This window comes from Nocardioides sp. Z30_9 (assembly GCF_058215735.1).
Genome location: NZ_JBZAJF010000001.1, coordinates 129,143 through 141,580 on the forward strand (window position 1 = coordinate 129,143; position 12,438 = coordinate 141,580).

Consider the following 12,438-nt stretch of genomic DNA (forward strand, 5'->3'; position numbering starts at 1 on the left):
GGCTACGCGGCCGCGTCTCCCCGGCTCAGGAAGTCGCTGATCGCCGTGACGGTCTCCTCGGGCGCGCTCAGGTTCGGGCAGTGTCCCGAGGCGGCCAGCTGCACGAAGGTGGCCCGGGGGACCGCGCTCGCGACGTACGCGCCGACAGCGGGTGGGGCGATCGCGTCGTCGCTGCACTGCAGGACCAGCGTGGGTACGCCGATCCGCGGCAGGTCCCGACGGTTGTCGGAGAGGAAGGTGGTCGTCGCGAAGCGCCGGGCGATCTCGGGGTCCATCCGGCAGAAGCTGGCGGTGAGCTCCTCTCCGAGGGCAGGTCGATCCGGGTTGCCCACGATCACGGGTGCCATCGCCGCCGACCACCCGAGGTAGTTGCTCTCCAGGGACTCCAGGAGCTCGTCGATGTCCTCCTGGGTGAAGCCACCGGCGTAGTGGTCGTCGTCGATGTACCGGGGAGAGGGGGCGACCATCACCAGGTCGGAGAACCGCTCGGGCGCCTCGATGACTGCGAGTGCGCCGATCATCGAGGACACCGAGTGACCGACGAACACGACGTCCTCGAGGTCGAGCGCTCGGACGATCTCCAGGACGTCTGTGGCATAGCCGCTGAGGTCGGCGTACTTCTGCGCGTCGAAGGCAGAGGAGTCGGAGCCGCCCGAACCGATGTGGTCGAAGGTGATCACGCGGTAGCGGTCGGTGAACGCCGGCGCCACGTGGCGCCACATGCCCTGGTCGCAGCCGAAGCCGTGGGCGAACATGATCGGCTGGCCGTCCACCGGGCCGGAGCTGGAGACATTGTGCCGAGAGAGGACATCCATGGTCGGGAATTTAGTACAAACCGGACGCCGGAGGAATGGATTGCCGACAAAGCTCTGATTGGGCGCGTGGGGGAGTGGCGGGGCGGCTCGGCTCCCGACAAGAGTTCGTTGCCACAGCCGGTCGAGGCCATCCGGTCGCACGAGTGCAGAACACATCTTGACTCGAACAGGTGTTCGATGGAGAATGACGTATGGCAGTCGTTTCCACGCCCGAGACCCATCGGGTGCTTGCGGGCCTGGAGACGAACCTGGCCGCGCTGCGCAGTGCGGAGTTCGAGCGGCTCACGCTGGCTCGTGAGTGGGCGCTGGCGCACGTGGTCACCGACCCGGACCAGCTGCGGGACTCACGTCGCCGACCGGCGCCTCTGGGAGCAGCCGCGCTCCCGGTCGACGAGTACGCAGCCGCGGCGGGTCTACGTGACCGACGGCCGCGGCACCAGACGACTGCCCGGCCGGCCGACGACACCGAGAGTCGACCTCCGTTGGCCGAGCGCTGCGTGAGTGCTGCCTGAGTAACGTGACGCCCATGACCGATGACTGCACTGTCGCCCTGCTCGGCACCGGCACCATGGGAGCCGGGATGGCCCGCAACATCGCGGCTGCCGACCTCACCCTCCGGGTGTGGAACCGGAGCCGGGAGAAGGCCGAGCCGCTCGCCGACGTCGCCCACGTGGCGGACTCGGTGGCCGAGGCCGTCGAGGGCGCCGATGTGGTCCTCACGATGCTGTACGACGTCGACAGCGTCGCCGAGACGATGGAGCAGGCCCGGGGACACCTCGGCGCCGATGCGGTGTGGCTGCAGCAGAGCACCGTCGGGGTCGAGGGCGCCGACCGGCTAGCGGGCCTCGCCGAGGACCTCGACGTGACCTTCGTGGACGCTCCCGTGCTCGGCACCCGCAAGCCCGCCGAGGACGGCACCCTGGTGGTGCTCGCCTCAGGACCGGACAGCGCCCGACCCCGGGTCGCCCCGGTCCTCGACGCCATCGGCAGCCGCACCATGTGGCTGGGCGAGGCCGGCGCGGGCAGCCGGTTGAAGCTCGCGGCGAACGCCTGGGTCGTCACCGTGCTCGAGGGAGTGGCCGATTCGCTGGCGCTCACCCGGGACCTCGGGCTGGACCCGGCGCTGTTCCTCGAGGCGGTCGGGGGCGGGCCGCTGGACTCGCCGTACGTCCAGCTCAAGGGCAAGGCGATGCTCAGCGGGAGCTTCACCCCGGCGTTCGCGCTGGCCGGTGCGCTCAAGGACGTCGACCTGATCCTCGCCGCGGCGAAGGGTGCCGGGACCGACCTCGGCCCGTTGCCGGGGATCCGCGACCACCTCGCCAGGGCCGTCGACGCCGGGCACGGCGACCTCGACATGTCCGCGACCTGGCTGGAGCACTAGTCGAGCAGGTCGAGGCCCGTCCGCTCGCGGAGCTCGTCGAGCGTGGCGCCGTACGTCGCCCGGACCCGCACCCCCTCCGGGGTGATCTCGAAGACGCCGTGGTCGGTGTAGGCCCGGCTCACGCAGGCCACCCCGGTCAACGGGTAGGTGCAGTCGGCGACCAGCTTGGAGGTGCCGTCCTTGGCGAACAGCGTCATCATCACGAACACGTCCTTGGCGCCGATCGCGAGATCCATCGCGCCGCCCACGGCCGGGATCGCGTCCGGGGCGCCGGTGTGCCAGTTGGCGAGGTCGCCGCGGACCGAGACCTGGAACGCGCCGAGCACGCACACGTCGAGGTGACCGCCGCGCATCATCGCGAACGAGTCCGCGTGGTGGAAGTACGACGCACCGGGCGTCTCCACGACGGGGATCTTGCCGGCGTTGATCAGGTCGAGGTCGATCTCGTCGCCGACGGCGGCCCGGCCCATGCCGAGCATGCCGTTCTCGGTGTGCAGCGTGACGCCGCTCTCGAGGTCGAGGTGGTCCGCGACCAGGGTGGGCTGACCGATGCCGAGGTTCACGTAGGCGCCGGTGGGGATGTCCGCGGCGATCAGCTTCGCGATCTCGTCCTTACCCAGTGGCTCGGACGAGAGCTGCTCGGCGCTCATGCCGCGGCTCCCTGCTCGATGCGGACCACCCGGTCGACGAAGATGCTCGGCGTCACGACGTTCTCCGGGTCCAGCGAGCCGGTGTCGACGACGTTGCTGACCTGGGCGACGGTCGTGGTCGCCGCGGTCGCCATCACCGGCCCGAAGTTGCGCGCGGTCTTGCGGTAGACGAGGTTGCCGGACCGGTCCGCGGTGTGCGCCTTGATCAGCGCGTAGTCCCCGGGCAGGGGGTACTCCAGCACGTAGTCCCGGCCATTGATCGTGCGCTGCTCCTTGCCCTCGGCCAGCGGCGTGCCCACACCGGTCGGGCCGAAGAAGGCTCCGATGCCGGCTCCGGCGGCGCGCATCCGCTCGGCGAGGTTGCCCTGGGGCACGACCTCGAGCTCGATCTTCCCCGCGCGGTAGAGGTCGTCGAAGACCCACGAGTCGCTCTGCCGGGGGAAGGAGCAGATGATCTTGCGGACGTTGCCGGTCTTGAGCAGTGCGGCGAGCCCGACGTCCCCGTTGCCGGCGTTGTTGTTCACAACGGTGAGGTCGGTGGCGCCGTGGCGGCGCAGTGCGTCGATCAGCTCCATCGGCTGGCCCGCGGGACCGAAGCCGCCGATCAGGACAGTGGCCCCGTCGGGGATGTCGGCGACGGCCCGGTCGGCCGCGTCGGCCTGCTCCAGCACCTCGGTCACCGGTCGTCCCCCTGGTTCACGTTCTCCAGCACCACGGCGAGGCCCTGGCCGACGCCGATGCAGATGGCGGCGACACCCCAGCGGTGGTTGCCCTCGCGCAGGATCTTCGAGAGCGCGCCGAGGATCCGGCCCCCGGAGGCGCCGAGTGGGTGCCCCAGCGCGATCGCGCCGCCGCTGATGTTGACCAGCTCGGTGTCGAGTCCCTCCTTGGCCCAGGCGTCCATGCACACCAGCGACTGCACCGCGAACGCCTCGTTGAGCTCCACCGCGCTGACGTCGGACCAGCTGATCCCGGCACGCGCGAGCGCCTGGTTCGCGGCCTCGACGGGGGCGTAGCCGAAGTCCTGGGGGGCCACGGCGTGGGCGCCACGCCCGGCGATCCGGGCCACGGGTGCAGCGCCGATCAGGCCGGCCGCGCGCTCCGAGCCCAGCAGTACGGCGGAGGCGCCGTCGGTCAGCGGGGAGGCGTTGCCCGCGGTGATCGTCCCGTCCTTGCGGAACGACGGCCGCAGCTTCGCCAGGGACTCCACGGTGGAGCCGGCGCGCACGTTCTCGTCCCGGGTGGCGTCGGTGCCGGGGACCGGCACCACGTGGTCGTCGTAGAAGCCGCGCTCCCAGGCCGCGTGCGCGAGGTTGTGGGAGCGGACGGCGAACTCGTCCTGCCGCTCGCGGGAGACGTCGTACCGCTCGCACAGCTGCTCGTTGGCCTCACCCAGGGAGACCGTCCACTCGGCCGGCATCTGCGGGTTGACCAGTCGCCAGCCGAGCGTGGTCGAGACGGCCTCGACGTTGCCGGCGGGGAACGCGCGGCTCGGCTTGGGCAGCACCCAGGGCGAGCGGGTCATCGACTCGACGCCGCCGGTGAGCACGATCTCGGCGTCGCCGGTCTCGATCATCCGGGAGCCGTTCATGGCCGCGTCCAGGGAGGAGCCGCAGAGCCGGTTCATCGTGGTGCCGGGCACGCTGACCGGGTAGCCCGCGAGCAGGCTCGCCATCCGGGCGACGTTGCGGTTGTCCTCCCCGGCGCCGTTGGCGTTGCCGAGCACGACCTCGTCGACGGCGGCCGGGTCGAGGCCCGGGTTGCGCTCGCGTACAGCGGTGAGCACGGCCGCGGCCAGGTCGTCGGGGCGTACGCCCGACAGGCCCCCGTTGAACTTGCCGAACGGCGTGCGCACGGCGTCGTAGACATAGGCGGACATCAGGCTTCCTCTCCCTGTTCGTCGAGCTCGGCCAGCACACGCTGGGCGATCCGGAAGGCGGTGTTCGCGTCCGGGACGCCGCAGTAGATCGCGGTCTGCAAGATGAGCTCCTTGATCTCGTCGTTGGTCAGCCCGTTGGTCCGCGCCGCCCGCAGGTGCATCGCGAGCTCCTCGTGGTGGCCCCGGGCGATCAGCGCGGTCAGCGTGATCAGCGACCGGCTGCGGCGGTCGAGGCCGGGGCGGGTCCACACCCCGCCCCAGGCGTACTCGGTGATGAACTGCTGGAACTCCCGGGTGAGGTCGTTGGCGCCGGCCAGCGCGCGGTCGACGTGGGCGTCACCGAGGACCTCGCGGCGCACCACCAGCCCCGCGTCGTACGCCGAGACGGGACCCGGCTCCTCGCCGAGGAAGTGCTGTCGCAGCAGGGCGGCGACGGCGTCCGGGCGTTCGGCCGGGGCGAGGTGGGCGACGCCCTCGAGCTCGACGAACCGGCCGTCGCGGACCCCGTCCGCGAGGGCCCTCAGGTTCGCCGGGGGAGTGGCCACGTCGTCGGACCCAGCGACGGCGAGGACCGGCGCCGTGATCTCGCCGAGCCGGGAGCGCACGTCGAACTCGGCGAGGGCCTGGCAGGTCTGCACGTAGCCGCGGTCGTCTGCCTCGGACAGGGCGTGCAGCAGCGCCGAGCCCACGTCGGGGGAGCGGTCCAGGAAGCCGGCGCCGAACCAGCGTTCCGCGGACCCGGCCACCATCACCGGGGTGCCCGAGGCCTCCACCTGCTCGATCCGGCTGGTCCAGGAGTCGTGGTCGCCGACCTTGGCGCCCGTGCACAGCAGCGCGGCCCCGGCCACGCGGTCGGGATGGTCGAGCAGGAGCTGCAGGCCCACGCAGCCACCGACCGAGACACCGGCGTAGTGGAACCTGCCCCGGAACTCGTCGCGCTGGTCGAGGATCTCCTCCACGACCCGCAGCACGCCCGCGGCGAGCTCGGCCATCGTGAACGGCTCCTCCCCGACGCTGTGGTTGTAGCCGTGACCGGGCAGGTCCCAGGCGACCACGTCGAAGGCGTCGGTGAGGCCGGCCGCGCATTGGGTCCACAAGGTGGCGGCCGAGGTGCCCAGGGAAGGGCCCAGGACGAGCAGCGGCAGCTCGGCACGGTGGGCGGCGCCGGTTAGGCGCACCGCGGTGATGGTCGGGACGGTCACGTCTTCTCCTGGTGCTGCTCGACACGGGCGCGGTCGAGGATCTCGTCGATGATCCTGCCGGTCGCGCCCAGGTAGTGGCTGGGGTCGAAGTCGGGCTGCTGGCGTGCGCCGTCGCCGAAAAGGTCGCGGATGCTGCGCTGCTCGGCCAGCAAGGCAGAGCTGCGCTGCCGGACCAGGGACGCCATCTGGCCGGTGTCGACGTGCAGGCCCGCGAGCAGCTCGGCGGTCTGGGAGCCGGCGGTCACGGTGTGCCGCGACAGCGTGGCCAGCGCCGACCACTCCGTGTGCCAGCCGCCGTCGGGTCGTTCGTCGACGCTGGTGGCGGCAGCGAGGTGCACCTGGGCGGCGCTCGCCGGCGCGGCGAGGGCGGCGCGACGGATCAGCACCGAGAGCACGGGGTTCGCCTTCTGCGGCATCGTCGAGGAGCCACCCCGCCCATCCACCGGGTCCTCGGACAGCTCGCCGAGCTCAGGCCGGGCGAGCAGGAGGACGTCGTTGGCGATCCGGCCCCACGCATCGGTGGCCCCGACCAGCGCGTCGGCGTACGACGTGAACGGGGCGCGGTTGGTGTGCCACGGGACGCCGTGCTCGAGGCCCAGAGCCCGTGCTGCTCCGGCGGCCACGGCCGAGGCGTCGGTGCTCGCCCCGGAGAGCGCGACCAGCTCGTGGGTCGCGGCGAGGGTACCGGCGGCGCCGCCGAACTGGGCCGGGAGCCGAGCCGCTGCCCGGCGTACCTCTGCACGTGCGTCGAGGACGCCGTGCAGCCACTGCGCCGCCTTGAGGCCGAAGGTGACGGGCACGGCGTGCTGGGTCAGGGTGCGCCCGGCCATCAGGTGCTCGCGGTGCCGCTCGGCGAGCAGCACCAGGCTGTCCACCTGGGAGTCGAGGTCCGCGACCACCCGGCGGGCGCAGTCGCGGGCACAGAGCACCAGGGCGGTGTCGAGGACGTCCTGGCTGGTCAGCCCGCGGTGCACCCACGTCGCCGCCGCCGGGTTGCGCTCCCGGAGGCGGCTGCGGAGCAGGGCCAGCATCGGCAGCACCGGGTTGCCGGACGCCTCCGCGCCCAGCGCGACCGCGTCGGTGTCGCGCGCGGTCACCAGGCCGGCGAGATCGTCGCGGGCCTCGGCCGGTACGACGCCCGAGGTCACCAGCGACTGCAGCCAGGCTGCCTCCACCCGGACCATCGCGGCGAGCACCGAGGCCGGGGTGAACACACGCTGGGCCCGCTCGTCGCCGGGCCAGAGCAGGTCGGGCATCAGGCCCCCGGGAACTGCAGGAAGACGGTCTCGCCCTCGCCCTGGAGGCGGATGTCGAAGCGGTGGCCGTGCTCGTCGGCCTCGGTGACCAGGGTGCTGCGGCGGTCCTCGGGGAGCGAGGCCAGCAGCGGGTCGTCCGCGGTCGCGGGTCCCGGGAGGTAGGCGCGGGTGAACAGCCGGTTCAGCAGGCCGCGGGCGAAGACGGTCACCGCGAAGAACGGCGCCGCACCGGCCTCGGTGGGTCCCGGCGGCAGGGTGGTGAACGAGTAGTGGCCGTTGTCGTCCACGGCCGCGCGGCCCCAGCCGGTGAACGTCCAGCCGTCACGGCGCAGCGAGCCCTCCACCTGGGGAACGGCGCCGTCAGCGTCGGCCTGCCAGATCTCGATCAGCGCGTCGGGGACCGGCTGCCCCGCGCCGTCGGTGACGGTCCCGTGCAGGCGGACGGCGTCCCGGTGCCCCGGTGGGACGAGCTCGCTGTCACCGGGGAAGGGCAGCGCGTAGCCGTAGAAGGGGCCGACGGTCTGGCCCGGAGTTGCGGGAAGCGTCTGGGTCATCGCTGGGCCTCGTCTTCCATCGGGGTGCGGTGGGTGCCGGTGAGCACGATGTCCCACCGGTAGCCGGTGGACCACTCGTGGCGGGTCACGTCGTGGTCATAGCTGGCGACCAGGCGGGCCTGGGCGTCGGGGTCGACGATGGACTGGTAGATCGGGTCCAGGGCGAACAAGGGGTCACCGGGGAAGTACATCTGGGTGACCATCCGCTGGGTGAACTCGGTGCCGAACAGCGAGAAGTGCACGTGCGCGGGCCGCCACGCGTTGTGGTGGTTCTTCCACGGGTACGGCCCGGGCTTGATCGTGCTGAAGGTGTAGCGGCCCTCGCCGTCGGTCAGCGTCCGGCCCGCGCCGGTGAAGTTCGGGTCGAGCGGGGCCGGGTGCTGGTCGCGCTTGTGCACGTAGCGGCCCGCGGCGTTGGCCTGCCAGATCTCCACCAGCTGGTGGCGCACCGGGCGGCCCTCGCCGTCCACGACCCGGCCGGTGATGGTGATCCGCTCACCGATGGGCTCACCGGTGTGCTGGATGGTGAGGTCGGACTCGGCGCCGGCGACGTCGCGGTGCCCGAAGCACGGCGCCCAGAGCTCGATCGTCTCCGGGTCGGCGTGGTGCAGGTCCTTGGTCGGGTGCCGCAGCAGGCTGCTGCGGTACGGCGCGTAGTCCAGCCGGGGCTGGGTCTCCACTCCGGCCGCCGGGTCGTAGGCGGCGGCGATGCCGGCCATCTCGTGGCTCATCTCGGCCTGCGAGGACACGGCGGAGTCGGAGTCGGTGGCGGGCGCGTGCGGCGCGGTCTCCTGGGTCTGGGTCACCAGACGAACCTACGACGAACGGCCTGTCGCCGTCGCCGCCGGTTTTCACTGAGCGGAAGGCATCGCTGGAGGTCTGCGAGCGCCCGCTGCGACGGTGGTGGAACCCCCGACAAGGAGCTCACCCATGGCAGCACCCTCCAGCACACCCGTCCGCTCGGAGACCGGCATCTGGCCGGTCCTGCTCTGCTGGGTCGCGGTGGCCCTCGACGGCTTCGACCTCGTGGTCCTCGGGGCGGTGATCCCGACGCTGTCCAAGAGCGGCGACCTCGGCTTCACCGACTCGACGCTGACGATGACCTCCACCGTCGGTCTCGTCGGGGTCGGCATCGGGGCGGTGGCCGTGGGGCCGCTGACCGACAGGTTCGGCCGCCGTACCACCTTGATCAGCAGCATCGCCGCGTTCTCGGTGCTCACGCTCCTGATCGCGGTGGCCCAGGACGTCACCCAGTTCACGGTCCTGCGGTTCCTCGCCGGGCTCGGCCTCGGCGCCTGCCTGCCCACCGCGCTGGCCTTCATGACCGAGCACGCCCGCGAGGGCCGCGGGGGGAGCGCGGTCACCCGGATGATGACCGGCTACCACGTGGGTGCGGTGCTGACCGCCCTGCTGGCGCTGTGGCTGATCGACGACTACGGCTGGGAGTCGATGTTCGTGGTGGGCGGTGTCGCCGGCCTGCTCACGCTGCCCGTGCTGTGGTTCAAGCTGCCGGAGTCCACGACGTTTCTCGAGGCGGTGGCCGCCCGCGAGCGCGGCGAGGTCACCGTGGCGGTCCGGAGCCGCGACGTCATCAAGGGCCGCTACCTCGCGGTGAGCGCCGGTCTCTGGGTCGCCTCGTTCATGGGCCTGCTGCTCGTCTACGGGCTGAACACCTGGCTGCCGAAGATCATGGGGGAGGCCGGCTACTCCATCAAGGCCGGCACGGGACTGCTGCTCGTGCTGAACGTGGGCGCGGTGATCGGCCTGCTCGTGGCCGGACTGATCTCGGACTCGCGCGGCAACAAGCCGACCGTGCTGCTCTGGTTCGGTCTCGCGGCGGTCTTCCTGGCGGCGCTGTCGATCAAGATCGAGAGCTCTTTCCTCGTCTACGCCGCGGTGCTGCTCACCGGCATCTTCGTGTTCAGTGCGCAGGTGCTCGTCTACGCGTTCGTCGGGCACCTGTACCCGCCGCAGATCCGCGGCACCGCGCTCGGGATGGCGGCGGGGATCGGCCGGGTGGGGGCGATCGTGGGACCGTTCCTCGGGGGCGCGCTGGTCACCGCGGGGATCGCCTACCCGTGGGGCTTCTACGCCTTCGCGGTGGCCGCAGTGCTCGCCGTGCTCGCCCTGGCGACGGTGCCGGCGCACGTGCGGGAGAGCTAGCGGCCCCTGAGAGGATTGGGGTGTTCCCCCTCCCCGAGAAGAAGGACCCTCGATGCCGCTTGACCCCGTCTGGCTCAGCTCCTACCCCGAAGGGGTTCCGCACACCCTGGAGTACGCCGACACCACCGTCCTGGACCAGTTCGAGGCGACGGTGCAGCGATTCGGCGACCGGCCGGCGATGGACTTCCTGGGACGCACCACCACCTACGCCCAGCTCGACGAGCGCGTACGCCGTACCGCCGAGGGGCTGCGTCGGCTGGGGGTCGAGGCCGGGGACCGGGTGGCGCTGCTGCTGCCCAACTGCCCGCAGAACGTGATCGCCTTCTACGCGGTCCTGCGGCTGGGTGCGGTCGTGGTCGAGCACAACCCGCTCTACACCGCCAGCGAGCTGCGGCACCCGTTCGCCGACCACGGCGCCGAGGTCGCGATCGTCTGGGACAAGGCCGTACCGGTGGTCGAGCAGCTGCAGGAGGACTCCGCGGTGAAGACCATCGTCGCGGTCGACCTGACCCTCGAGCTGCCGCTGCTCAAGCGACTTGCCCTGCGGATCCCGGTGACCAGGGCGCGGGAGTCACGCGCCCAGCTCACCGGTCCGGCGCCGCACGCGATGCCGTTCGCCGAGCTGGAGTCCGCCCCGCCGATCGCCGACGACCACCCGCGGCCGGTGGCCGAGGACGTCGCGCTGCTGCTCTACACCTCGGGGACCACAGGCGTGCCCAAGGGTGTCCCGCTGCGGCACCGCAACCTGGTGGCGAACGTCGTCCAGGGCCGCGCCTGGGTGCCCGGCCTGGTGGAGGGTCGCGAGAGCTTCCTGTGCGCGCTGCCGATGTTCCACGCCTACGGCATCACCATCAGCGTGCTGTTCGGGGTCAGCCTCGGCGCGAAGCTGGTGCTGTTGCCCAAGCCCGAGATCGGGCTGCTGATGGACGCGTTCAAGCGCGAGGTCCCCACCTTCGTCCCCGCCGTGCCGCCGCTCTACGCGCGCATCGCCGAGGCGGCCGAGGAGCGCGGGATCTCGATCAAGGGCGTGCGCTACGCGCTCTCGGGTGCGATGCCGCTGCCGGCCGACCTCGTGGAGCGCTGGGAGGCGGCCACGGGCGGGCTGCTCGTCGAGGGGTACGGGCTCACCGAGACCTCCCCGGTGATCGTCGGCAACCCGATGAGCTCCGCGCGCCGGCCGGGGTCGATCGGGGTGCCGTTCCCCGACGTCGAGGTCCGCATCGCCGACCCCGAGGACCTCTCGGTCGACGTGCCGCCGGGGGAGCGGGGCGAGCTGCTCGTCCGGGGGCCGCAGGTCTTCGAGGGCTACCGCGGCATGCCCGAGGAGACCGCGGCCGCGCACCACGAGGGCTGGTTCCGCACCGGGGACGTGGTGGTGATGTCGCCGGACGGGTTCATCACGATCGTGGACCGGATCAAGGAGATCATCATCACCGGCGGCTTCAACGTCTATCCCAGCGAGGTGGAGCGCGTCCTGCGCGAGCACGCCTCGGTGGAGGACGCCGCCGTGGTCGGGATGCCGTCGACCAGTGGCAGCGAGCAGGTCGTCGCGGCCGTGGTCCTGGTGCAGGGTGCCGACCTCGACGTCGAGGAGATCGGCACCCACCTGCGCGAGGCGCTCTCGGCGTACAAGGTGCCGCGCCGGATCATCGCCGTGACCGAGCTGCCGGTGAACCAGATGGGCAAGGTGCTGCGCCGCGAGGTCTCCTCGATGCTCCGCGACGAGTGACCTGACCTCCACCCAGTGGAAGGATGGGGTGCATGGCGGGCAACCTGTCCCAACCGGGCACCTCGGTCACCAGCAGGGCTCTGGCCCTGCTGGGCGCCTTCGACGGACGTCACCGCCAGCTCTCGCTGACCGAGCTGGCCGCGCGGGCTCGCCTCCCGCTGCCCACCGCGCACCGGCTGGTCGCCGAGCTCGTCGAGTGGGGCGCCCTGGCGCGCACAGCCACGGGTGAGTACGTCGTGGGGCGGCGCCTGTGGAGCGTGGGGCTGCTCGCCCCGGTGAACACCGGCCTGCGCCAGCTCGCCTCGCCGTACCTGCACGACCTGTACGGCGCGACCCTGGCCACCGTCCACCTCGCAGTCCGCGAGGGCAACCACGTGCTCTACCTCGACCGGCTCTCCGGCAACGCCTCGGTGCCGGTGGTGAGCACGGTCGGGTCCCGGCTGCCGATGCACGCCACCGGGGTCGGCAAGGTGCTGCTGGCCCACGCGCCCGCCGAGGTGCAGGCAGAGGTCCTCGCGCACCTGGACCGGGTCACTCCGTACACCGTGAGCCAGCCGGGCGCGCTGCGGCGCCAGCTCGTCCGGGTGCACAAGGACGACTACGCCACGACGCAGGAGGAGATGAGCCTGGGCGCCTGTTCCGTGGCGGTGCCGGTGCGCGCGCGTCGGCAGCTGGTCGCCGCCCTGGGTGTGGTGGTCCCGGACCTGCGGCGCACCCGCGCCCAGCTGGTCTCGGCGTTGCGGGTCGCCTCCGGCGGTATCGGCCGCGCCCTGAACGAGCAGGTGGATCCGGACGAGGGGTTCCACTGA

Annotated in this window: 13 protein-coding genes; 5 read left to right on the forward strand and 8 right to left on the reverse strand. The window is 72.0% G+C overall.

Annotated features, from left to right (window positions below; genetic code table 11):
* Positions 1-2: 2 nt before the first annotated feature.
* Positions 3-815: an alpha/beta fold hydrolase gene (locus AC4BGB_RS00645; protein WP_490544033.1), complete on the reverse strand. Its 813-nt coding sequence runs from the start codon at positions 813-815 to the stop codon at positions 3-5.
* 191 nt (positions 816-1,006) lie between these two features.
* Here AC4BGB_RS00645 and AC4BGB_RS00650 point away from each other — a divergent pair, with 191 nt between their 5' ends.
* Positions 1,007-1,327, forward strand: a complete 321-nt coding sequence (locus tag AC4BGB_RS00650; protein WP_490544034.1) for a hypothetical protein — start codon at positions 1,007-1,009, stop codon at positions 1,325-1,327.
* Positions 1,328-1,341: 14 nt separating this feature from the next.
* Positions 1,342-2,196, forward strand: coding sequence for an NAD(P)-dependent oxidoreductase (locus AC4BGB_RS00655; RefSeq protein WP_490544035.1), 855 nt, complete (start codon positions 1,342-1,344; stop codon positions 2,194-2,196).
* Here AC4BGB_RS00655 and AC4BGB_RS00660 read toward each other — a convergent pair.
* Genes AC4BGB_RS00660 through pcaH form a run of 7 tightly spaced genes read right to left on the reverse strand, consistent with a single transcriptional unit; the run spans position 2,193 to position 8,543 of the window.
* A complete protein-coding gene (locus tag AC4BGB_RS00660; protein ID WP_490544036.1) occupies positions 2,193-2,846 on the reverse strand; it encodes a 3-oxoacid CoA-transferase subunit B in 654 nt (217 codons plus the stop codon). The genes AC4BGB_RS00655 and AC4BGB_RS00660 overlap by 4 nt on opposite strands.
* A complete protein-coding gene (locus tag AC4BGB_RS00665) occupies positions 2,843-3,526 on the reverse strand; it encodes a 3-oxoacid CoA-transferase subunit A (protein ID WP_490544037.1) in 684 nt (227 codons plus the stop codon). Before AC4BGB_RS00665 ends, AC4BGB_RS00660 begins: the two co-directional genes overlap by 4 nt.
* Complete coding sequence (locus AC4BGB_RS00670; RefSeq protein ID WP_490544038.1) at positions 3,523-4,725, reverse strand: thiolase family protein; 1,203 nt, start codon at positions 4,723-4,725, stop codon at positions 3,523-3,525. Before AC4BGB_RS00670 ends, AC4BGB_RS00665 begins: the two co-directional genes overlap by 4 nt.
* Positions 4,725-5,927: a bifunctional 3-oxoadipate enol-lactonase/4-carboxymuconolactone decarboxylase PcaDC gene (pcaDC, locus tag AC4BGB_RS00675; protein WP_490544039.1), complete on the reverse strand. Its 1,203-nt coding sequence runs from the start codon at positions 5,925-5,927 to the stop codon at positions 4,725-4,727. The genes AC4BGB_RS00670 and pcaDC overlap by 1 nt, the downstream gene beginning before the upstream one ends.
* Entirely contained in the window at positions 5,924-7,183 is a 1,260-nt protein-coding gene (locus AC4BGB_RS00680; RefSeq protein WP_490544040.1) for a lyase family protein, read from the reverse strand. Before AC4BGB_RS00680 ends, pcaDC begins: the two co-directional genes overlap by 4 nt.
* Positions 7,183-7,737 (reverse strand): protocatechuate 3,4-dioxygenase subunit alpha, encoded by a 555-nt coding sequence (pcaG, locus tag AC4BGB_RS00685; protein WP_490544041.1) that lies wholly within the window; start codon positions 7,735-7,737, stop codon positions 7,183-7,185. The genes AC4BGB_RS00680 and pcaG overlap by 1 nt, the downstream gene beginning before the upstream one ends.
* Positions 7,734-8,543 (reverse strand): protocatechuate 3,4-dioxygenase subunit beta, encoded by an 810-nt coding sequence (gene pcaH / locus AC4BGB_RS00690; protein WP_490544042.1) that lies wholly within the window; start codon positions 8,541-8,543, stop codon positions 7,734-7,736. The genes pcaG and pcaH overlap by 4 nt, the downstream gene beginning before the upstream one ends.
* A 124-nt stretch (positions 8,544-8,667) precedes the next feature.
* Here pcaH and AC4BGB_RS00695 point away from each other — a divergent pair, with 124 nt between their 5' ends.
* Genes AC4BGB_RS00695 through AC4BGB_RS00705 form a run of 3 tightly spaced genes read left to right on the forward strand, consistent with a single transcriptional unit; the run spans position 8,668 to position 12,438 of the window.
* A complete protein-coding gene (locus AC4BGB_RS00695; RefSeq protein ID WP_490544043.1) occupies positions 8,668-9,900 on the forward strand; it encodes an MFS transporter in 1,233 nt (410 codons plus the stop codon).
* 52 nt (positions 9,901-9,952) lie between these two features.
* On the forward strand, positions 9,953-11,629 hold the full coding sequence (locus AC4BGB_RS00700) for a long-chain-fatty-acid--CoA ligase (RefSeq protein ID WP_490544044.1): 1,677 nt from the start codon (positions 9,953-9,955) through the stop codon (positions 11,627-11,629).
* A gap of 32 nt (positions 11,630-11,661) precedes the next feature.
* A complete protein-coding gene (locus AC4BGB_RS00705) occupies positions 11,662-12,438 on the forward strand; it encodes an IclR family transcriptional regulator (protein ID WP_490544045.1) in 777 nt (258 codons plus the stop codon).